Origin of the sequence: Gordonibacter massiliensis (ex Traore et al. 2017), assembly GCF_019731765.1 — a bacterium.
In the GTDB taxonomy this organism is placed as follows: domain Bacteria; phylum Actinomycetota; class Coriobacteriia; order Coriobacteriales; family Eggerthellaceae; genus Gordonibacter; species Gordonibacter massiliensis.
The window spans coordinates 543,847-563,668 of the sequence record NZ_JAASIO010000001.1; the positions used below are offsets into that span (position 1 = coordinate 543,847).

General features: G+C 63.7%; 15 protein-coding genes. 12 read left to right on the forward strand and 3 right to left on the reverse strand.

Annotated elements, in window-relative coordinates; all coding sequences use genetic code 11:
• Positions 1-137: 137 nt before the first annotated feature.
• The 9 genes from HCH03_RS02275 (at position 138) to HCH03_RS02315 (ending at position 11,066) form a co-directional block, all read left to right on the forward strand.
• Positions 138-1,142 carry a PASTA domain-containing protein gene (locus HCH03_RS02275; protein ID WP_221688181.1) on the forward strand — a complete coding sequence of 335 codons (1,005 nt, stop codon included), beginning with the start codon at positions 138-140 and terminating at the stop codon, positions 1,140-1,142.
• 527 nt (positions 1,143-1,669) lie between these two features.
• Positions 1,670-2,530 (forward strand): NrfD/PsrC family molybdoenzyme membrane anchor subunit, encoded by an 861-nt coding sequence (gene nrfD, locus HCH03_RS02280; protein WP_221688182.1) that lies wholly within the window; start codon positions 1,670-1,672, stop codon positions 2,528-2,530.
• A 27-nt stretch (positions 2,531-2,557) separates the two neighbouring features.
• Complete coding sequence (locus HCH03_RS02285; RefSeq protein WP_221688183.1) at positions 2,558-5,113, forward strand: molybdopterin-dependent oxidoreductase; 2,556 nt, start codon at positions 2,558-2,560, stop codon at positions 5,111-5,113.
• 3 nt (positions 5,114-5,116) lie between these two features.
• Complete coding sequence (locus tag HCH03_RS02290) at positions 5,117-5,803, forward strand: 4Fe-4S dicluster domain-containing protein (RefSeq protein ID WP_221688184.1); 687 nt, start codon at positions 5,117-5,119, stop codon at positions 5,801-5,803.
• Positions 5,804-5,816: 13 nt separating this feature from the next.
• Positions 5,817-6,401, forward strand: coding sequence for a TorD/DmsD family molecular chaperone (locus HCH03_RS02295; RefSeq protein WP_221688185.1), 585 nt, complete (start codon positions 5,817-5,819; stop codon positions 6,399-6,401).
• A 162-nt stretch (positions 6,402-6,563) separates the two neighbouring features.
• Entirely contained in the window at positions 6,564-7,535 is a 972-nt protein-coding gene (locus HCH03_RS02300) for a substrate-binding domain-containing protein (RefSeq protein ID WP_221688186.1), read from the forward strand.
• A 7-nt stretch (positions 7,536-7,542) separates the two neighbouring features.
• Entirely contained in the window at positions 7,543-9,006 is a 1,464-nt protein-coding gene (locus HCH03_RS02305) for an ATP-binding protein (RefSeq protein WP_221688187.1), read from the forward strand.
• Positions 8,996-9,646 carry a response regulator transcription factor gene (locus tag HCH03_RS02310; RefSeq protein ID WP_185904132.1) on the forward strand — a complete coding sequence of 217 codons (651 nt, stop codon included), beginning with the start codon at positions 8,996-8,998 and terminating at the stop codon, positions 9,644-9,646. The genes HCH03_RS02305 and HCH03_RS02310 overlap by 11 nt, the downstream gene beginning before the upstream one ends.
• A gap of 187 nt (positions 9,647-9,833) precedes the next feature.
• Positions 9,834-11,066 (forward strand): MFS transporter, encoded by a 1,233-nt coding sequence (locus tag HCH03_RS02315; protein ID WP_221688188.1) that lies wholly within the window; start codon positions 9,834-9,836, stop codon positions 11,064-11,066.
• Positions 11,067-11,251: 185 nt separating this feature from the next.
• On the opposite strand, the gene HCH03_RS02320 is transcribed toward HCH03_RS02315, so the two are convergent.
• Positions 11,252-11,692, reverse strand: coding sequence for a DUF4418 family protein (locus HCH03_RS02320; RefSeq protein WP_221688189.1), 441 nt, complete (start codon positions 11,690-11,692; stop codon positions 11,252-11,254).
• 665 nt (positions 11,693-12,357) lie between these two features.
• Here HCH03_RS02320 and HCH03_RS02325 point away from each other — a divergent pair.
• From HCH03_RS02325 to HCH03_RS02335, 3 genes are all read left to right on the forward strand, one after another.
• Positions 12,358-14,448, forward strand: a complete 2,091-nt coding sequence (locus HCH03_RS02325; RefSeq protein ID WP_185904135.1) for a glutamine synthetase III family protein — start codon at positions 12,358-12,360, stop codon at positions 14,446-14,448.
• A 436-nt stretch (positions 14,449-14,884) separates the two neighbouring features.
• Positions 14,885-16,090, forward strand: a complete 1,206-nt coding sequence (locus HCH03_RS02330) for a DNA-binding protein (protein ID WP_221688190.1) — start codon at positions 14,885-14,887, stop codon at positions 16,088-16,090.
• On the forward strand, positions 16,083-17,333 hold the full coding sequence (locus tag HCH03_RS02335) for a hypothetical protein (protein ID WP_221688191.1): 1,251 nt from the start codon (positions 16,083-16,085) through the stop codon (positions 17,331-17,333). The genes HCH03_RS02330 and HCH03_RS02335 overlap by 8 nt, the downstream gene beginning before the upstream one ends.
• 5 nt (positions 17,334-17,338) lie before the next feature.
• Here HCH03_RS02335 and HCH03_RS02340 read toward each other — a convergent pair whose 3' ends face one another.
• Positions 17,339-18,706: a sensor histidine kinase gene (locus HCH03_RS02340; protein ID WP_221688192.1), complete on the reverse strand. Its 1,368-nt coding sequence runs from the start codon at positions 18,704-18,706 to the stop codon at positions 17,339-17,341.
• Positions 18,700-19,524, reverse strand: coding sequence for a response regulator transcription factor (locus tag HCH03_RS02345; RefSeq protein ID WP_221688193.1), 825 nt, complete (start codon positions 19,522-19,524; stop codon positions 18,700-18,702). The genes HCH03_RS02340 and HCH03_RS02345 overlap by 7 nt, the downstream gene beginning before the upstream one ends.
• Between the last annotated feature and the right edge of the window lie 298 nt (positions 19,525-19,822).

Here is a 19,822-nt window from a genome sequence, read left to right on the forward strand (position 1 = left end):
TCAGCCCCGTGCGCATCCGACATCGTTCGCGCCCAGTCGCGTGCTGTGCCGGTCTTGCGTCCGCGGAGGTATTTTGATGTGCATGGAGGCGTATAGTCCGCGTTCAAGGAGTTCTCGAACGATAGAGGAGGGCGAACATGCTGGCGGTAAACAAGGCGATGCACTCGCCGAAGCGCGGTTGGCTCGCTGCGGCATGCGCGGCGCTGCTCGCGTGCGGGCTGCTGGTCGGCCTCGTAGGATGCAGCTGCGGCAGCGACCAGAACCAGGGCGGCAAGCAGGAAACCGAGAAAAAGGCCGAGGATACGAAGACGCCACCGAACGTGGTGGGTATGACGAAGGACGATGCGGCCCGCGTCATCGCCGACGCCGGCTTCAAGGTGGGCACCGTCACCGAGGAGGAGAGCGACAAGGTGGCCATCGGCATGGTGGTGAGCCAGAAGCCAGGCTCGGGCACCGAGGCGAAGCCCGGTTCGACGATCGACTACGTGGTGTCGAAGGGCGTGAAGAAAACGCCCGCGCAGGTGGCCGTGCCGAACCTTGTGGGCATGACGCAAACGCAGGCCGAAGACGCCCTTGCGAAGGCCAAGCTCGTGTCGAAGGCCGAAGACCCGGTGTACGCCGACGGTGTGGAGCCCGGCAAGATATTCAAGCAGTCCGTCGCCCCCGACACGAAGGTCGAGGAAGGCACGGCGGTGAGCTTCGTGGCGGCGCTGGGCAAGGAGGTCGTAGCCGTGCCGAACGTGGCGAACATGGCGAAGGACGCGGCCATCAAAACGCTGACGAGCGCTTCGTTCAACGTCGACATTGTTGAGATGTACAGCTCGTCGGTGGCCGCCGGCAACGTGATCGGGCAGAACCCCAACCCGAAGATCCAGTGCGTGAAGGGCACCACGGTGACGCTCTCCATCTCGAAGGGCGCCGCGCCTGCTCCGAAGGAGCAGGTGGCCATGCCCAACTTCATGACGCTGTCCGTCGAGCAGGCGGAAGCCGTGTGCTCGAACGCCGGTTTGAAATGCGCGTTCACGGGTGCCGACAGCGGCGCGGTGGTGGCCCAGAGCATCGTGGCCGGCACGAAGGTCGACCGCGGCACCACGGTAACGCTCGCGATAGAGGAGCTGCCGACCCTGGCGACGGAGGGGTAGGCGCGCAAGCATAGTATGTCGTTGAAGGGGCCCGCAGCAACGCGGGCCCCTTTTGGTCGACCGTGTGCTTTGCACGGCAGTTGCGGCTTTCTTGCAAGAAAGGCCTTATCGCTTTCGCAGGCTTAACGAACGGGAGGGGCGTTTCCTTGGAAATCTGTTCAGAGAAGCGGCTGCGGGTTCCGCATCGAGAAAACGTGGGGCCGGCGCGTGAAGAAGGCCATTTTCGGGTCAAAAATCACGGTTGGGTACCGCTTTTCGGCTGCAAAGCGCCTCTTGAAGGGCTCTTCGTGCCTGTCGTGGGAAAGCAAGAAAACGCGATCAGGGGAAACGCAATCGTTCCTCCGATGCACAGGAGCCGCTGCGGTACCCTACCGTGATTTTCGCTCCGAAACCAAGGGTAACTTTGCACTTGCTTCGCGCGCGTAAGGGAAACTCTGACAGAGAATCAGAGTTTCGATGATACCCAGGCCTTCTCGAATTTCGCATGATGTAACCAGCGTTTCCTGGCGATGCGAAAGGGGAGGAATATGGATTATTCCAGTCTATGGGACGTAAGGATCCTTTTGGATCTGTTCTTAGGGGGAGCCGGCATCGGCATCTTCCTGTTTCTGGCTTTCGGAGTGTGGGGGAAAGGCGAAGAGCGCCTTCCGATACTCAAAGTAGGTTCGATAGCCTCGTTGGTTCTGGTCGGGCTGGGAGCGTTGTGCCTGGTAAGCGAACTTGGTCGGCCGTTCGGCATCATGTCGACGGTGACAGGGTTCAACGTAACGTCCATCACCTCATGGGGCGGCACGCTGCAGATGGCGTTCCTGCTCATTGACGCCGCGCTCTGCGTCATGCTGTTCGCGTTGAAGGACAGCGTGCAAGGCAGTGTGGCGTTCAAGGTTGTGGGGGCTGTCGGCGTTGGGCTGGCCTCTCTGGTGCTCGTCTATCACGGCCTCGTGCTCAACTCCGTCGGGAGGGGCCTTTGGGCCGATGCGCTTATCACGCCCTTGTTCATGGCGTCGTCCCTGCTTGCCGGTGGCGCAGCGGCGATCGCTATCGATCGGTTCACCGGCTCGATTCTGCCTGCGGGCACTGCCCGATTCCTCGTCGCCGCGTCGATTGCCGTTGCCGTGCTCATGCTCGCGTTCGGTTTCACCGTTGCCCCCGCCGGTGCCGATGCCGTCTACTGCTACAACATCATGATGCAGCAGTCCGGCATGGTCTGGTGGTTGTGCGCGCTCGGCGTGGGCGCCATTGCTCCGCTCGCGCTGTCGGTTATCGCCCTTGCGAAACCCTCGGTTTGGAACACGTCTCTCGTAGTGGCGACAGCAGTCTGCGCCGTGGCGGGCAGCTTCGCGCTGAAATTCGTCTTGACGTCGACCGCCCAGATATTCATCGGCTAACCGCACCTTGGAAAGGAGTTGCGTACTATGAAAAACGGGATTACGCGCCGCGGCTTCGTCCAGGCGACGGCGGCGACCGCAGCAGCAACCGCGTTGGCAGGGCCGACCCTCCGGGCGTTCGCAGAAACGACGACGAAGGAGGAGCCGAAAGCCGAAGAAGGCGGCACGTGGGTTTCCTCGGCCTGTCAGGGATGCACATCGTGGTGCGCCGTGCAGGTGTATGTGGAAGACGGGCGCGTCGTCAAAGTAAAAGGGAATCCGAACTCGAAGGCGAACCGCGGCTTCATCTGTCCGCGCCCCCATCTTGCCATCCAACAGCTGTACGACCCCGATAGGCTCAAAGGCCCCATGAAGCGCACGAACCCGAAGAAGGGCCGCGACGAGGATCCTGGTTTTGTGCCCATCAGCTGGGACGAGGCAACCGAGGCTATAGCCGACAAGCTCATGGAGCTGCGGGCTACCGGGGAGACCCACAAGTTCATGTTCCTCAAAGGGCGCTCCACGAACAACTCGGACGTGTTCTTCAAGGCGCTTCCCCAAATCTACGGCAGCCGCAACTGCTTCGCACACTCGACGATCTGCGCGGAGGCCGAGAAACTGGGCGCCGGCGTGACGGAGGGCTATTGGGACTATCGCGACTACGACGTGGTGAACACGCGCTACTTCATCATGTGGGGCACCGATCCCATCGCCTCGAACCGCCAGATCGCGAACATCAGCAACCATTTCGGCGATATGACGGACAACGCGACGGTGGCCGTGGTCGATCCGCGTTTGTCCGTGACGGCCGCGAAGGGCGAAGAGTGGCTTCCGGTGATTCCCGGGCAGGACGGCGCGCTCGCATCGGCCATTGCCCATGTCATCTTGGTCGAAGGAAGATGGAACAAGGACTTTGTCGGCGACTTCTCCGACGGCGAGAACCGCTTCGTTGCAGGCAGCAAGGTCGACGAGGGGCTTTTTGCGGAAAACCGCACGAACGGCTTGGTGAAATGGTGGAACATCGAGCTCTTCGACAAGACGCCCGAATGGGCCGAACCGCTCTGCGGCATTCCGGCCGAGCAGATATACCGCGTGGCCCGGGGTTTTGCCTCTGCGGCTCCCAACGCAACGTCGTGGATGTCGCCCGGTGTGGCCATGCAGGTGAGGGGCGCGTACATGGCCATGGCCACCAACGCGCTCAACGGGCTCGTCGGGTCGGTGGAGAACGTGGGCGGCCCGAACCGGGCACCGTCCGTGCCCGCCGGCAAGCTGCCGGACATCAAGCCCTACCAGGATGAAATCGCGCTGGCTGGCGTGAAGCAGCCGTACTTCGACCAGCGAGGCACGTTCGACTTCCCGGCGGTCGCCAAGGGAAAGCTGCACGACCAGGTTATCACGAACCGCATAGCGGACTGTCTGAACGAGGGAGAGCCGTACGATATCAAGATGGTGATCTCGTACTGGAACAACTGGGTGTATTCGTGCACGGGCGCTCAGCGTTGGGAAGAGGCCCTGGCCAAGTTGCCCTTCTTCGTGCACATCACGTTGAACCCCGCCGAGATGTCGCAGTTCGCCGACATCGTGCTGCCGGCGCGCCATCAGATGTTCGAACGCTGGGGCTCGGTGACGAACAAGCAAGACCTCCATTCGTACACGGCGCTCGAGCAGCCAGTGGTGGAGCCCTTGTGGGACACCTTGACCGACGAGACCGAGATATCGTGGCTCATCGCGGAGAAGCTCGCCGACAAGGGATTCCCGAACGTGCTCGACTACTACCGGGAGTGCTTCCACGACCCCGAGACCGACGCGGCGCCGCAAAGCGGCAAGGACCTGTCGCTTTTCGCCACGAAGATCATGACGAAGCCGTTGTGGGATCCCGCGTCCGACAAGAAGGGCGGCGACGAGCTCGCAGGTTGGGACGACTTCGTTGAAAAGGGCATCTGGAACAGCAAGAAACAGGGCTACCGCGAGCACTGGGACGACTTCGGTACGAAGACGGGCAAGTACGAGTTCTACAGCGAAACGCTCAAGGGCATACTGGAGGAGCACGCCGCCGGGTTCGGAAAGACGGTTGACGAGCTTATGAAAGAGCTGAACTACCAAGCGCGCGGCGAGGCGGCGTTCGTCCCCCATTACGAGGAGGCGTATCGCGAAGGCGACGAGAGCGAGTACCCGTTCGTTTTCAGCGAGCACCGCTCGCGCCTCAATCGCGAAGGCCGCACGGCGAACACCTCGTGGTACCAGGAGTTCAAGGACGTCGACCCGGGCGACGAGCCGTGGGACGACGTGCTCAAGATCAATCCGGTCGATTGCGAGAAGCTGGGCATCGAGACGGGCGACGCCGTTCGCGTGACGTCGGTGCAAGGGTCGATCGTCGTGCATGCGAAGGCATGGGAGGGCACGCGGCCCGGCGTCGTGGTCAAGTGCTACGGCCAAGGGCATTGGGCCTACGGCAAGATCGCGACGAAGGACTATGCGGCCAAGGTTCCGCGCGGGGGCAACAACAACGAGATCATCCCGTCGAACTTCGAGCGCATCAGCTCGTCGACGACGCGGCACGGCGGGCTCGCCCGCGTGAAGATCGAGAAAGTGGAGGAGGCGTAAGCGATGACGCGCTATGGAATGGTGATCGACCTGCATAAATGCGTGGGATGCGGCGCGTGCCAGATCGCCTGCAAGAAAGAGAACAACGTCGACACCGGCATGTTCTGGTCCCATCACCTTATCGAGGAGTCCGGGGTGTTCCCCCACGTGCGACACGAGTACACGCCCACGATGTGCAATCATTGCGCGGATGCGGAGTGCGTGCGCGTCTGCCCGACCAGCGCCATGCACAAAGACGAGAGCGGGCTCACGCTGCATGACGCGAGCCGCTGCATCGGCTGCAAGAGCTGCATGATGGCGTGCCCTTACAGCGCGGTCAACTTCAATCGCAAGGACGTTCCACGCTCGTGGGACGACGACGAGGCCATCATTCCCGGCTGCACCTCGACGGCGAAAGAGCAGCAGGACAAGACGGGCTTGACGGTGCCGTATTACAACAAAGATCGCGCGGCGACGTATCCCGGCGTGAGGGAGGTCGGCACCGTGGAAAAATGCACGATGTGCGACCATCGCGTGAAGGTCGGCCTCGCACCGTACTGCGCAGAGGTCTGCCCCGCGCAGGCGCGCGTGTTCGGCGATTTGGACGACCCGCAAAGCCAAGCCTCCCAGCTGCTCGCCCGCTACGAAAGCCACGTGCTCAAGCCGGAAGCCGGCACGCATCCGGCCGTGCATTACGTGCGGGGTTTCTAGGGGAGTCGACGCCATGCCCTTTTCTCGGAACAACGAAGAGCTGGCCGCGCAAGCGGAAACCCTCAGGCTGCTGTCGTTCCTCTTCGACAGCCCCGATCCCTCCCTCCTTTCGATTATCGGGAATCTGCGGGAGCTCTACCGTGTCGACCGCCATGCCGTCCAGCTGCTGGACGGCATGGCGGCATCGCTCGAGCGAGACGACCTCGTTTCGCTGAAGGTCGACCACGCAAGGCTTTTCATCGGTCCCCTCCAGATGCTCGCTCCGCCCTACGCCTCGCTGCATCTCGAGGCCGGCGATCGCGTGGAGGGCGAAGTGACCCGACGCATCGCGCGAAGCTATCGAGCGAGCGGGCTGGATTTGTCCGCAGACGAGAAGCGGCCTGCCGACCATATAGGCTATCTTCTCGAATTTCTCTACTACCTTGCGTTTCGCGCGATGCGGGGTGGGGAGGAGGGCTCTATCGACCACTTGAACCGGTTCGCGGAGGAATACGTGCTCAGCTGGACGCCGCGCTTGTTCGCGCTCATGAAGGAGGGGGCCGCCACGCGCTATTTCCAATGCTTCGCCGCGCTGGGCTTGGAATGCCTGCCCGTGTAGTGCTGTGGGCAGTGGAGGCGGTCGCTGCGGCGTCGGTGCCGGCCGCGCCGATTCGCGGCGTTCGTGTAGTTTCCGCGCAGCCTCCAGCCTCAGGTGGGCATTCGGGCAGGTTGCTATAATCGGCCGGAGGGGGGGGTTGGAGGCGACAAGGGAGGCTCTCGCATGATCGATAGAAGATGTTTTCTCGGAATGCTGCTCCTGTCCGGAGGCGCTGTTCTCGCATCGTGTACCGGCTCCGCTTCTCGCGAGTCCGAACCGATCCCCCTGTTCGCCGAGCGGGAGGACCGCGAGGCGATGGCGCCCGGCAGCGAAGACGGGGTTGTGAAAGTCGCTTTCGCCGCCTTGGTCTCTCCCCAGGAGTCGTTCTACAAATACCAGAATCTCGTCAAGTACCTCGAAGAGAAGATAGGACGAAGGATCGAGGTGGTTAGAAGGCAGACCTACCAAGAGGTGAACGATCTGCTCGGTACGGGAGAAGTCGATTTCGGCTTTATCTGCTCGCTTTCGTACGTCATGGGCCTCGACGAGGGCACGCTTGCCGGCATTGCCGCGCCCGTCATCGGCGGAAGCAGTTTCTACCGCTCGTACCTTATCTGCCGGTCGGACAGTGGCTGCAATATGCTCGAAGATTTGGAGGGCAAGACGTTCGCCTTCACCGATCCCCTGTCCTACACGGGTCGGTTGTCCATGCTCAAACTTCTTCACGATCAAGTAGGCGCGGACGAAGACTACTTCCGCGAGGTTTTCTACACCTATAGCCACGATTCCTCGGTGCATGCGGTTCATCTCGGCATAGTCGACGCCGCATCCGTCGACAGCCTTGTCTACGAGGAGCTTGCCGCAGCCCAATCGGACTTGGTGGGAAATGTCAACGTCGTTTACAAGGGACCTGCGGCGGGCATGCCGCCCGTCGTCGCTTCGGCTCGGGCCGACGACGGCCTCAGAGAGGCGTTCCAGCGTGTTCTGCTGGATATGACTGACGACGATCAAGGAAGGGCGATTCTCGAGGGGCTCGGCTACGATCGTTTCGAGGAACCGGAGGACGCCAATTACGATGTCATCCGCGAGGCGCTTCAAGCGGTCGGTGAAAGCGTTTTGGACGAATCGGGCACCGAGCGACAGATGCGAGGATAGGGGCTTCATGGCCAACTCGATAACGGGCGCCGTTCGAAACGCGCCGCTCCAAGTGAAGATGTTCGGCCTTATCGCTGCCGTTGTCGTGGCCGTGGCGGCTTGCTCGTTCGCTTGGATGCAATCGGCTCTTTCGACCTCGCTTTCCCTCCAGGTGGAGAGCAGGGCGCGGGCTTTGGCGACGTACGTCGCCTCGAGAAGCGTCGATCCGCTCCTCACCAACAACATTTACGCCCTCAACGCGCTTGTTGACGATACCGTCAAGAACAACGAGGACGTGAAGTACCTGTTCGTCGTGGGAGAGAACGGCGAAGTCATCGTTAGTTCCGAAAAAACGCTTGCTATCAGCGACGAACTGTTGGCGGCAAACGCCTCGGTCGAGGAGGGCGGATCGCAACGCGAGAGTTCGAAGGCGCTGGATACCGATGCAGGAAAGATCATGGACAACGCCGCGCCGGTCTTCAAAGAAGGCGGTGCGGAAGTGCGGGTGGGGATGGGTTACGAATCGGTCGGCTCGTTTACGGCCGACGTCCGATCTCAGCTTCTCGTCATAGTCGGACTCGTTCTCGCCGTTGCGATGGTCGTTGCCTACGCTATCGTGAAAATGACGTTGAAACCGGTGAAGGACCTGGTAAGTCTCACGGAGCGCGTATCCAAAGGCGAGCTGGGCGAACGGGCCCACGAATACAACCACGACGAGATCGGCAAGCTTGCCGAGTCTTTCAACCGCATGCTCGATGATTTGCAGGTGTCCGAAGCCGAGCGCAACGACTACGTCGACAAGCTGGCCGACAAGGAGCGAACGTTGGGCTTGCTGCTTCAGAAGGTCATAAACGCGCAGGAAGACGAGAGGAAGCGGATCGCCCGCGAGCTTCACGACGAGACAAGCCATTCGCTCACCGCCATGCTGATCGAGCTGCAAAGCCTGAGGGGTGAGGGGCTTCCCACCGCAGCGCAAGAGCGACACGCGGCGGCGCTCAAGGCGCTTATCGACCAGGCGCTCAAGGACATCAACCAGCTGGCTTGGAATCTTCGGCCAAGCGTGCTGGACAAGTTCGGCCTCCAGGTTTCGTTGGAGCGCTATGTCGAAGAGATCGAGGGGCACCATGAGTTTTCGGTGGACCTCGTGGTTCGAGGCGACGTTGCGTCGCTGCCGCCCGATGTCGAGATCACCATATACCGGCTTGTGCAAGAGGCGGTCACCAACGTCGTCAAATACGCACAGGCACGCGAGGTCGGCATTATGCTCGTGGTGAACGCCGCTTTCGTTTCCGTTGTAGTCGAAGACGACGGAGTCGGCTTCGACGTCGAAGCGGTGACGAGGCTTCGGCCGGGAGAGCACCTGGGCCTACTCGGCATGGATGAGCGCGTTTCGATTCTCGGAGGCACGCTTGACATAGAGTCGTCTCCTGGCGGTGGAACCACGATCATCGCGAAAGTGCCTTTGAGAAAGGAGGCCGGCCATGGCGTATAAGCTCATTTTGGCGGACGACCATGCGCTCTTCCGTTCGGGATTGAAGATGATCTTGGAGAAGAACCGCGGAATCGAGATAGCAGGCGAAGCTTCGTGTGGGAAGGAAGCCGTGAGGCTTGTGCGCGAGGCTTCGGGGGGAGTCGATCTCGTCGTGCTCGATATCAACATGCCCGACATGGACGGCATCGAGGTGGCGGAGGCCATCCGCGCGTTCGATGCGGACGTGGGCATTCTCATGGTCACTATGTACGAAGACGAGGCGTACTTGAAGGCGGCTCTCAAGGCGGGGGCTGACGGTTACGTTACCAAGCAGGCGATCGACGAAGAGCTCATCACGGCGGTGAACGCGATTCTCGACGGTCGAAAGTACATCTATCCGACGCTTGCGGCTCTGCTGTTCGAAGACTCTTCCGAAAGCGAAGAGGGGGCCGGGGCCAATCCCGGCGTTTTGAGCGCGAGGGAGAAAGAGGTTTTACGCTACCTCGCCCTAGGGTACACGCAGCGCGAGATCGGAGAATCGCTGTTCATAAGCGAGAAGACGGTGGAAACGTACAAGAGCAGGTTGTTGACGAAACTCGGGTTGGAGAAGCGCTCCGAACTCGTGCGCTACGCTTTCGAAAACGGAATCGTCGAACTCTGACGAGCCCACGAACGATCTCGACGCCGCGAGCTCCTCCAGCGTGGCCGACACGTTGTTCGAGCGGACGCGCAACGGTGGTATCCTGTTGTTCGCCACGCATGACCGAGAGTTGGCGTCGCGCGCCACGCGCGTCATGCATTTGGAGGGCAGGACGTTCGTCGAGGGGTAGAAGGGCTGGAAGCGGGGGTTGGCAAAGGGTTTCGATCGGGGCGTGTACCGCGCGGTTCTGCGGGTGAGGGAGGCCTACGCGTTCGACGCAGGCGGGTTCCTCATGCGCATCTACGCCTACATGGCCACCATCGGGTCCATATCCATGCTCACGCTGGCCGGGTACTCGTTCTTCACGGCGGGCACCATCTCCTCGACCATCGCGTTGGCCACGTTCTTCATCTCGCCGCGCGTTTCGAAGCTCGTCGACGAAAAGGGGCAGCACGCCGTGGTTCCCTGGGCGGCGGCCATCGCGCTTGCGGGCCTCGCGCTCATGCTCGCCACGGTGAGCTTCGGCGGGCCGACGGCGCTCTGCTACGTTGCTGCCCTGCTCATGGGCTTCATCCCGAATGCGCAAGCCCTCACGCGCGCACGGTGGACCTACCTCGTGCGCACGGGCCGGTTGGGAAGCGATGCTCCCACGCTGAAGACGGTGTTCTCCTACGAGGGCGTCATCGACGACATCGCGTTCATGATCGGCCCCGCCGCCTCCATCGCGCTGGCGGCGGCGCTGTTCCCGGCGGCGGGCATGCTGGGAGGCGGGGTTTGCTTCGTCGTGGGCGCGTGCGTGCTCTCCCTTTCGCGTTCGACCGAGCCCCAGGCCGGATGGGTGGCCGAGGCGAGCGAGGGCCCTCGTCGCAAGAGCATCATCGTCACGTCGTCCACCGTGCGCATCCTGTTCGCGCTCATGTTCTTCCTGGGGGCGTTCTACGGGGTGTTCGACACGGCCACGGTCGCGCTCGCCGAGGACGTTGGCAATCCCTCCGCCGCCAGTTTCATCCTCATCGTGGCGGCGTGCGTGTCCATCGCCTCCGGGCTCGTGTTCGGCATGGTCCGCCTGGCCCTGCCCCAGTACGCGCAGCTGGTGTTGACGGGCACGCTCGTGGGATGCGCTTACGGAGCCATGGTGTTCATCGACTCCATCGAGGCGCTGTTCGTGGTTTCCACGGTGGCGGCGCTGTTCTACGCGCCCTTCCTCATCACGGCGAACGGCGCGTGCGAGCAGATGGTGCCGGGGGAGCGCCTGACGGAGGCCATCACCTGGCTGAACTCGGGCAGCATCTGCGGCCTGGCTTTCGGGCCCACGCTGGGCGGCGTCATCATCGACGAGCTGGGCACCACGGCCAGCTTCGACTTCGGCGCGGTGCTGGCCATCATGATTCCCGTCATCGCGTTCGCGTGCCTTCCCATCCTGAAGCGCCGCAGGAAGTGAGACGGGGCGGGCGCGGAGCCTGCGAGACGCGAGGCGGCGGCGCGGCGCTCACCGCGCACGCACGTTTTCGCCCGAAAAACACGCCTCAGCGCACGGAGCGTGTTTTTCGGGCGAAAACATCCCCTTGGAAATCGCTTTCCCGGAGACAGCGCGAGACGGGGCGGCGAAGGCTGCCGCGTATTCCGCTACAGCTGCATCTTCGGTAGCTCGGCGGCTTTCGGGTCGGCCTTCGCCAGCTGCACGATGCCCACTACGATGGCCGCGCCGGCGGCCACCCACAGAAAGAGGGCCGTTTGGTGGCAGTGCATGTCGGCGCTACCGCATAGGCCGATGCCGGCGGGGGTGGTGAGCAGCACGGCCACGACGGCCGTGGCGATGGAGGCGATGGCGGCGAAGCGACGCCCCTCCTTCGTGGATCCGGCCAGCGCGAGCAGCGACGTCACCGCGCCGATGATGCCCACGAACGTGGTCGCCACGAACGTCCAATGGCACTTCATGGGCACGGTTCCGCCCGCTGCCGTCTCCACCGGCTTCGAGCAGCCTCCCATGAACGCCGATACAGCCACTATCGCCAGCATAGCAACGAGTCCCACCGCCGCCAGTATCGTCCATGCCCGCTTGCTCATGATGGTATCCCCTCTCCAGTATTATTCTTGAACGTAGCTATTATCATACCGCAAGTATTTGATATAAGCCATGGTCAAAGGTGAAAACGCAGCGTGAAAATCAGGCTGCGGGCGAAACGCCTCGACGTCTCGGAGGGGTAGGCGCATGATCCGTAACCTGTTGCCGGAAGGGGCTGTATCAAAAGGACCGGCGAGGCATGCCCGTGCTGGTCGAACCGTAGGGCAAGGGCTCTGTCCTTGCCGTCGACTTGCGGAAACGTTGCTGGTTGAGCGGCAAGGGCAGAGCCCTTGCCCTACAAGAGCGTCGAAATGTGGCTTTTGATGCAGCACCTTCCGCGTGAAGCAGGGGCACACTGTCGGCCCAAAAACGCGTTTTCGAAGCAAAATACCCGGTTTTTGGGCCGACAGTGTAACGCGGGAGGGGGCGATTCCGGGGATAGGCCGGTGGAGCCCCGCAGTCGGTTTCCGCTTCGCCGCAACAAACAGTTCTCTTGGCCGAAAACTCTCCGAAACAATTCGCCGTTAGTTTGATGAGAGGAAGTTGACCATGTGTTTCAAGCGGCGTCATGCTATCGTATCGCATGTTATGAACGAATCACGGGCGAGCGGCAGGCCATGAGGTCGGGGAGCACCGCATGCAGGCGATGAGTGAGGAGCAAAGCCCTATGGCGAAAGTATCGGAGATCTACGGTTCTATGGTGTTCAACGAGCACACGATGCAGGAGCGCCTGCCCTCTGCAACGTACAAGAGCCTGCTCAAGACCATCAAAGAAGGCAAGCCGCTCGACATCGAAGTGGCCAACGTCGTGGCGCACGCCATGAAGGAATGGGCCATCGAGAAGGGCGCCACCCACTACACGCACTGGTTCCAGCCGCTCACCGGCATCACGTCGGAGAAGCACGACAGCTTCCTCGATCCCTGCGGCGACGGTCGCGCCATCATGAGCTTCTCCGGCAAGGAGCTCATCCAGGGCGAGCCCGACGCGTCCAGCTTCCCCTCCGGCGGCCTGCGCGCCACGTTCGAGGCCCGCGGCTACACCGCATGGGACCCCACTTCCTACGCGTTCATCAAAGACGAGGTGCTGTGCATCCCCACCGCCTTCTGCTCCTACACCGGCGAGGCGCTGGACAAGAAAACGCCGCTGCTGCGCTCCATGAGCGCCATCGACGAGCAGGCCAAGCGCGTGCTAGCGCTGTTCGGCGAGAAGCCCCTGCGCGTGACGACCACCGTGGGCGCCGAGCAGGAGTATTTCCTCATCTCCGAGAAGGACTACGCGCAGCGCCAGGACCTCATCATGACGGGCCGCACGCTGTTCGGCTACGCGCCGTGCAAAGGCCAGGAGCTCGAGGAGCACTACTTCGGCGCCATCCGCCCCACGGTGAACGAGTTCATGAAGGAGCTCGACGACGAGCTGTGGAAGCTGGGCGTGTCCGCCAAGACGAAGCACAACGAGGTGGCCCCCGCGCAGCACGAGCTGGCGCCCATCTTCGCCAACAGCAACCGCGGCATCGACGAGAACCTGCTCACCATGGAAAAGATGCGCTTGCTGGCCAGCCACTACGGTCTGGTGTGCCTGCAGCACGAGAAGCCGTTCGAGGGCATCAACGGCTCCGGCAAGCATAACAACTGGTCCATCTCCACCGGCAAGACGAATCTGCTGGAGCCGGGCGAGAGCCCCATGGACAACCTGCGTTTCCTCGTGTTCCTCACGGGCGTGATCCAAGCGGTCGACGACTACCAGGAGCTGCTGCGCATGTCTGTAGCCACTGCTGGCAACGACCACCGCTTGGGCGCCAACGAGGCGCCGCCGGCCATCATATCCATGTTCCTGGGCGACGAGCTGGGCGCCATCGTGGACGCGCTCATCGACGACCACGAGTACACGTCCGCCGAGAAGGTGGCCATGGACCTGGGCGTGTCCGTGCTGCCGAACTTCCTGCGCGACAACACCGACCGCAACCGCACTTCGCCGTTCGCGTTCACGGGCAACAAGTTCGAGTTCCGCATGCCGGGCTCGGCCGTGAACCTGTCAGACTGCAACATGATTCTGAACACGGCCATGGCGAAGAGCCTGAAGGAATTCGCCGACGCCATGGAGGGCAAGGCGGGCGAGGAGTTCGAGGCCGCCGCAATCGCCTACATCAAGGACATGCTCACCAAGCACCAGCGCATCATCTTCAACGGCAACGGCTATTCCGACGAATGGCCGGTGGAGGCGGAGCGCCGCGGGCTGGCGAACCATCGCACCACAGCCGACGCGCTGCCCTGCTTCGTCGACCCGAAGAGCATCGCGCTGTTCGAGGAGTTCGGCGTGCTGTCCGAGCCCGAGGTGCGCAGCCGCTACGAGGTGAAGCTCGAGAAGTACAACAAGCTCGTCAACATCGAGGCCCGCACGATGAAGCGCATGGTGCGCCGCGCCTACCTGCCCGCCATCAACGACTACGCCGCCGAGGTGGCCAGCAACATCACCACCGTCAAGGCCGCTTCCGCCGGTGCCGACATGGGCCAGCAGGAGGACTTGCTGAAGAAGCTGCTGGCCGGCATCAAGGAGATCAACGAGCAGCTGATCGCCCTCGACGAGAACCACCACGCCTGCGTCGCGCTCGAAGACGAGCAGGAGCAGGCCAACATGAACGCCCACACCATCCTGCCCATCATGGACAAGCTGCGCGCCGCCGTCGACCAAATGGAGATCGTCACCGACCGCGACCACTGGCCCGTCCCCACATACAACGACATGCTGTTCTACGTGTAGGTTCCGGCGGCCTACGGCCGCCGGAACCCGCCGACGCTGCGAAGCCCCCTCGCACCCGATCTTCGCACGATCCCGGAAGCTTCGCGTTTGCGGTTCCGTCGGCCTGCCGGCCGCCGGAACCCGCCGACGCTGCGGCCCGCCCTCGCACCCGACCTCGCGGCGATCCCGCGGACTCGCGTACCGAAGTACGCGTCGTCCGCGCGATCCCCACGATCTCGGGCACGAGGGCGGGCCTCGCTGACTTACTACGCCAACCTGGGCGGCAGTTTTCGCGCTTCGCGCGAAAGGGCGCTCTGGAGAGCGCCCCTACGGGGTATCCGGGGCACCTCTTCTCGTCCGCGCGCTGTTTTCCGCATCGCGCGGCTGTCCTTCTCTCGTTCCGCTACAATGCTTCCCGAAGGGATTCCCGGCAGAAAGAGGGGTGGACGCGGCACCGGTGGCATTCGATTCGACACCCCGCAAAGAGGCGGACCGCTCCTCCAAGGCCCTCGTCCGTGACGAGGGCATGCATGCCTTCACGCTCATGAACCGCACCCACGAGGTTTTCCAGTTCTGCTACAACGACGCCACCGGGTTGTTCTACGACCAGAACCGCATCGTCGACCCCGGTCGGGCGCCGCTCGGCATGGTGTCGTCGAACGGGAAGAAGGTGTCGACGAAGCTCCTCGCCTTCTGGTGGAACTACCGGGCTATTCCCACCATCCGCGAAGACATCGACGTCAAGCTGGAACAGCTCGACCTCAGGACTCCTTCCCAGATACCGTTTCGAAGCTGGGGCCTGTCGCTATCCGACCAGTACTGGATCAAGCCCTTCAGGTCCCCGGTGCAATGGGAGGACATCAACTTCTTCTACCACGGCTTCCCGTCCTCGGACGCCGCTTCCTGGTTGGACGAGGTGGGGGGACGCTCGCCCGACAACACGACCGACGGGGAGCTTCCCAAGCGCTGGGTGTGCGAGCGCGGCAGGGGCGTGCTCCTCAAGGCCGGCGGGCGGCTGAACCAGGAGCCCTACAACGAAGCGGTGGCCACGGCCCTGTACCGTCGCCTGCTTCCAGAGGGCGAGTACGTTCCCTACACCTTGCGCGGCGCGGGTGAACGCGCCGTGTGCGCCTGCGAGAACTTCGTGTCGTCGACGGAGGAGTACGTCCCCGCCTACTACGTGCGCCGCCTCGTGCGCCATCCGTCCCCGCGCAGCGACTACCGCCGCTACCTCGATTGCTGCGCGAACCTGGGCGTGGCGAACGCGGAGGAGGCCCTGGCCAAGATGATCGTGTGCGACGACATCCTGGGCAACCGCGACCGGCATTGGCGCAACTTCGGCCTCGTGCGCGACGTGGAGACGGGCGCCTGCCGCACCGCCCCGCTGTTCGACACGGGCAACAGCCTGTGGTCGAAGGTGACGTCGGAGCACCTGGCCACCGACGACTACTCGTTCACGGCGAAGCCCTTCCACACAGACGCGTCGCGGCAGCTGCGCCTCGTGCGCGACTGGTCGTGGTTCGACCCGTCCGCCCTCAGGGGGTTCGAGGACGAGGCGGCGGACATCCTCTCCGCCAATCCCGCCCTCGCGGGGCGCGTCGACTTCGTCCGCCGTGCCGTGCGCTGGCACATCGACCGGTGCGTGAAGGCGTCCCATGGCTGAGGCGACCTACATCCTCATGCACCGGGACGTCGAGACGGTCCGGTTCGCCTACGACCTCGACGCGCACGAGGTGTCGAAGGTGCTTTCGGTTCCCTGCGCGGCGCACGCCCCCATCGCCATCGTCGACGTGCTGGGCCGGGTGAGCGCGTTCAAGCTGAACCGCTGGTGGCACGAGCGGGGCATCTTGGCTTCCCGCCATCACCTGCGCTCGCTCGCGGGCGATCCCGGCATCCACAGCACCATGACGCTGTCGGAGAAGTCGTTCTGCCTCTGCCTTTCCGACTGCTATTGGGTCAACGACGAGGCGAACCCGCAGAACTGGCATGAGATCAACTTCTTCGACAACGATTTCAGCGAGGACCTTCAGCTCGTGCCCATGCACGTCGACGCGCGCGGCTCCAGCTGCCTGGCGCGCAGCCTGTCGGTCCACGACGTCGAGCAGCGCAAGAAGTGGGTCATCTCCCACGGTCGGCGGCTGTTCATGAAGGCGGGCGGGCAGCGCTTCAACCAGGTTCCGTACAACGAGGTGGTGGCAACCAGGCTCCATCAGCGCCTTCTGCAGGAAGACGACTACGTGAGCTACTCGCTCTACCGCGACGAGATGGGCACCTACTGCGCATCGCGGTGCCTGCTCGGCAAGGACGAGGAGCTCATTCCGCTCTACGATCTCATCCGCAGCAGGCGGAAACCGGCCGGCATGAACCCCCTCGCCTTCGCCCTCGCGCGGCTGCGCATGCTGGGCGCCATGAGCACCCTGAGCACGCCGAGCCGCGAGCTTCACCTGGTGGTGCAGCGTTTGCGCGAGCTGGGCATCGAGGATCCCCAGACGTTCCTGTCGAAGATGTTCACCTGCGACTACCTGCTGGCGAACAACGACCGCCATTTCTGCAACTTCGGCATCATCCGCGACGCGAAAACGCTGAAGTACAAGCGCATGGCGCCTATCTACGATACGGGAACGTGCCTGTGGTGCAGCGCGAAGACCCTCGACAAGCCGGAGGACTTCGCCTATCGCACCAAGCCGTTTCGCCCGAACGGGATGGAGCCGGGCAAGCAGCTCGTTCTCGTCGACCGCTACGAATGGTTCGACGAGCGGGCCTTGGACGGGTTCGCGGAAGAGGCGAAGGCCATACTCGACCAGAACCCCCTCATGCCGCCCGGCCGCACGGAAGCCATCCGCCAAGGCATCGAACGCAACATCGAGCAAGTCCTGGCCCACGTCGCCAGAGTCCGCCGCCCGTAGAGAGGTTAGTCCGCCAGCGGCAGCGTGACGGTGAACGCGGTGCCGTGCTCGGCGTCGCTCGTCACGGCGATGGTGCCGCCGTGCTCTTCGGCCACCGCTCGGGCTATGGCGAGCCCCAGGCCGTAACCGCCCTCGTCGCGGGTGCGGGCCTTGTCGGCGCGGTAGAAGCGGTCGAACACGTGGGGCAGGTCGTCGTCCGCGATGGCGGGCCCGGTGTTGTGCACGACCAGCTCGGCTTTCCGGGTCGCCTTCCGCAGCGTCACGTCCACGCGCCCTCCGTCGTCGGCGTACTTGCAGGCGTTGTCGATAAGCGTGGTGGTGAGCCGGTGCAGGCGCGACGCGTCGCCGCGCACCTGCACGCCGGGCTCGACGGACGATTCCAGGCCCACGCCGCGCTCGAAGGCCACGGACTCGAACTGCAGCAGGTCGCCCTCCACCAAGTCGGCCAGGTCGATGCGCTCGCGTGCGGGCGAGGGGCCTGCGTTCGCGCCGTCTCCCTCGTCCAGCTTGGCCAGCAGCAGCAAGTCGCCCACCAGCTGCTGCATGCGCTCCGCCTCGGTCTGCGTGCTCTCGACCCACTGGCTTTGGCTGGCCACGGAGCGCTCGGGATGCTCCAGCACGATGGAGCTGTTCGCCAAGATCACGGTGAGCGGCGTTTTCAACTCGTGCGACGCGTCGGCCACGAAGCGCTTCTGCTGCGTCCAGGCCGCTTCCACCGGCCGAAGCGCCCAACGCGAGAAGAACAGGCTTATCACCAGGAACACCAGCAGCGCCGCCACGCCCACGCCGGCCAGCGTCCAAGCGAGCGTCTGCCAGCCGTCGCCCGAGCTCTTGTCGGCGAAGGCGAGGAATGTGCCGGAGTCGTTCGTGCGTTTCACGTAGTAGAGCCCCACGCCGTCGAGCAGGCCCGACCCGTCGCCGCGTTCGGCCAGGGCCGCCCCCGCCTGTTCCAGCACGTCGTCGGCCAGCGAGGCGGTGCCGGCATCCGACACGGCCTCGAGCGCTCCGTCCCCGCCCACCTGGTACACGGCTACGGGAATGAACCGGCCGTCCTGCTTCTTGCCGCCGATCTCGAACGGCGCGTTCCCCTCGCCGTCGCGGGCGCGCTCTACGGCCGAGCCTTCCAGATCTGGCTCGTCGTCCGCGCCGCCCGCCGGCGCGCCCTTCCAAACCGTCCCATCGGGTGGAGCGATGTTGGCAAGGGGTTCCTTGGTTTTGGAATCGTGCTCGATGGCCGCGTTCAGGGCGGCGTACACGTCGCCGATCGACTGTTGGTAGTTGATGACGCAGATGGCCGTGAACACCACGGCCAGCACGGCCGCGACCATGGTCATGTTGAGGGCGATGAACTTGCACCGCAGCTTCTTCAGCATGGGGCGCTCCCGCGCGCGTCTTCGGTGGGCCTCGTCTCCGCTGCGACGTTCGGCACACCTGCCGTATCGCCTGTCGCGGCGTTCCCCCGCGCATGTTCCGATGTGCTCGACGCGCTCGGTCCGCCGGACGCGCCGCCGGCGTCGGTTGAATTCACGGCGAAGCGGTACCCCGCCTTCCGCAGGGTCTCGATGCGGCAGGATGATCCCAGGAACGCGAGCTTCTTGCGCAGGAACGACACGTACGCCTCCACGTTGTTGTCCTCCGCGCTGGACTCGATGCCCCACACCTTCTCGATGAGCAGGTCCTTCGACACCACCTGGCCGGGGTTCGCCATGAGCACGCGCGCGAGCGAGAACTCCTTGAAGCTCAGATGGATGGACTTCGCGCCGCAGGCAAGGTCGAAGCTCTCAAGGTTGAGCGACAGGTCGCCGGCGGCGAGCGTTTCGAACACCACCTCGCCCTGGCGGCGCGTGAGCGCGCGCAGGTGCGCCAGCAGCTCGGCAGGGGAGAACGGCTTGGTCATGTAGTCGTCCGCGCCGCTGTCCAGTCCCGTGATCTTGTCGGGCACGGCGTCGCGGGCCGTGAGCAGCAGCACGGGCGTGCTCACGCCGGCGCGCCGCAGCTCGGCCACCACGGCGAAGCCGTCCATCTTCGGCAGCATGACGTCGAGTATGACCACGTCGTAGAGCCCCGAGGCCGCCCAGTCGCGCCCAGTGGCCCCGTCGTGCACCACGTCCACGCCGTAGCCGTTCTCCTCGAGAATATGTCCGAGCGCCTGGGCCAGGCGCACGTCGTCCTCCACCACGAGGATCTGCATGGCATCTGCCTTTCGTCGCGCGTTCCTCACCCCATTGTACCGGTTTGCCTGAAATTAGCCTGAAGGGGCAAGGCGGCCGGCCGCCTTTCAGGGAACTTTCAGGGTGCAGGGCTAGGATGCAAGGCCACGGGTTGGAAGCGAGGTCGCCCGGCGCGTCCGCTTCCACCTGAAGATCGTTCACGGGGCCGTGCCCGTGCGGCGGCGGAAGGCGGCCTAGACCTCTCCCACTCCCTTCGACGCCCGCCCGCACCGCACGCAGCGCGGCCCCGCGAACGACCGCGAGAGAAAGGAACCGCGC

Bases quoted from the DNA above. Each gene is read 5' to 3' on its own strand.
- HCH03_RS02275 (WP_221688181.1), top strand. From the start codon at position 138: ATGCTGGCGGTAAACAAGGCGATGCACTCGCCGAAGCGCGGTTGGCTC.
- nrfD (WP_221688182.1), top strand. From the start codon at position 1,670: ATGGATTATTCCAGTCTATGGGACGTAAGGATCCTTTTGGATCTGTTC.
- HCH03_RS02285 (WP_221688183.1), top strand. From the start codon at position 2,558: ATGAAAAACGGGATTACGCGCCGCGGCTTCGTCCAGGCGACGGCGGCG.
- HCH03_RS02290 (WP_221688184.1), top strand. From the start codon at position 5,117: ATGACGCGCTATGGAATGGTGATCGACCTGCATAAATGCGTGGGATGC.
- HCH03_RS02295 (WP_221688185.1), top strand. From the start codon at position 5,817: ATGCCCTTTTCTCGGAACAACGAAGAGCTGGCCGCGCAAGCGGAAACC.
- HCH03_RS02300 (WP_221688186.1), top strand. From the start codon at position 6,564: ATGATCGATAGAAGATGTTTTCTCGGAATGCTGCTCCTGTCCGGAGGC.
- HCH03_RS02305 (WP_221688187.1), top strand. From the start codon at position 7,543: ATGGCCAACTCGATAACGGGCGCCGTTCGAAACGCGCCGCTCCAAGTG.
- HCH03_RS02310 (WP_185904132.1), top strand. From the start codon at position 8,996: ATGGCGTATAAGCTCATTTTGGCGGACGACCATGCGCTCTTCCGTTCG.
- HCH03_RS02320 (WP_221688189.1), bottom strand. From the start codon at position 11,692: ATGAGCAAGCGGGCATGGACGATACTGGCGGCGGTGGGACTCGTTGCT.
- HCH03_RS02325 (WP_185904135.1), top strand. From the start codon at position 12,358: ATGGCGAAAGTATCGGAGATCTACGGTTCTATGGTGTTCAACGAGCAC.
- HCH03_RS02335 (WP_221688191.1), top strand. From the start codon at position 16,083: ATGGCTGAGGCGACCTACATCCTCATGCACCGGGACGTCGAGACGGTC.
- HCH03_RS02340 (WP_221688192.1), bottom strand. From the start codon at position 18,706: ATGCTGAAGAAGCTGCGGTGCAAGTTCATCGCCCTCAACATGACCATG.
- HCH03_RS02345 (WP_221688193.1), bottom strand. From the start codon at position 19,524: ATGCAGATCCTCGTGGTGGAGGACGACGTGCGCCTGGCCCAGGCGCTC.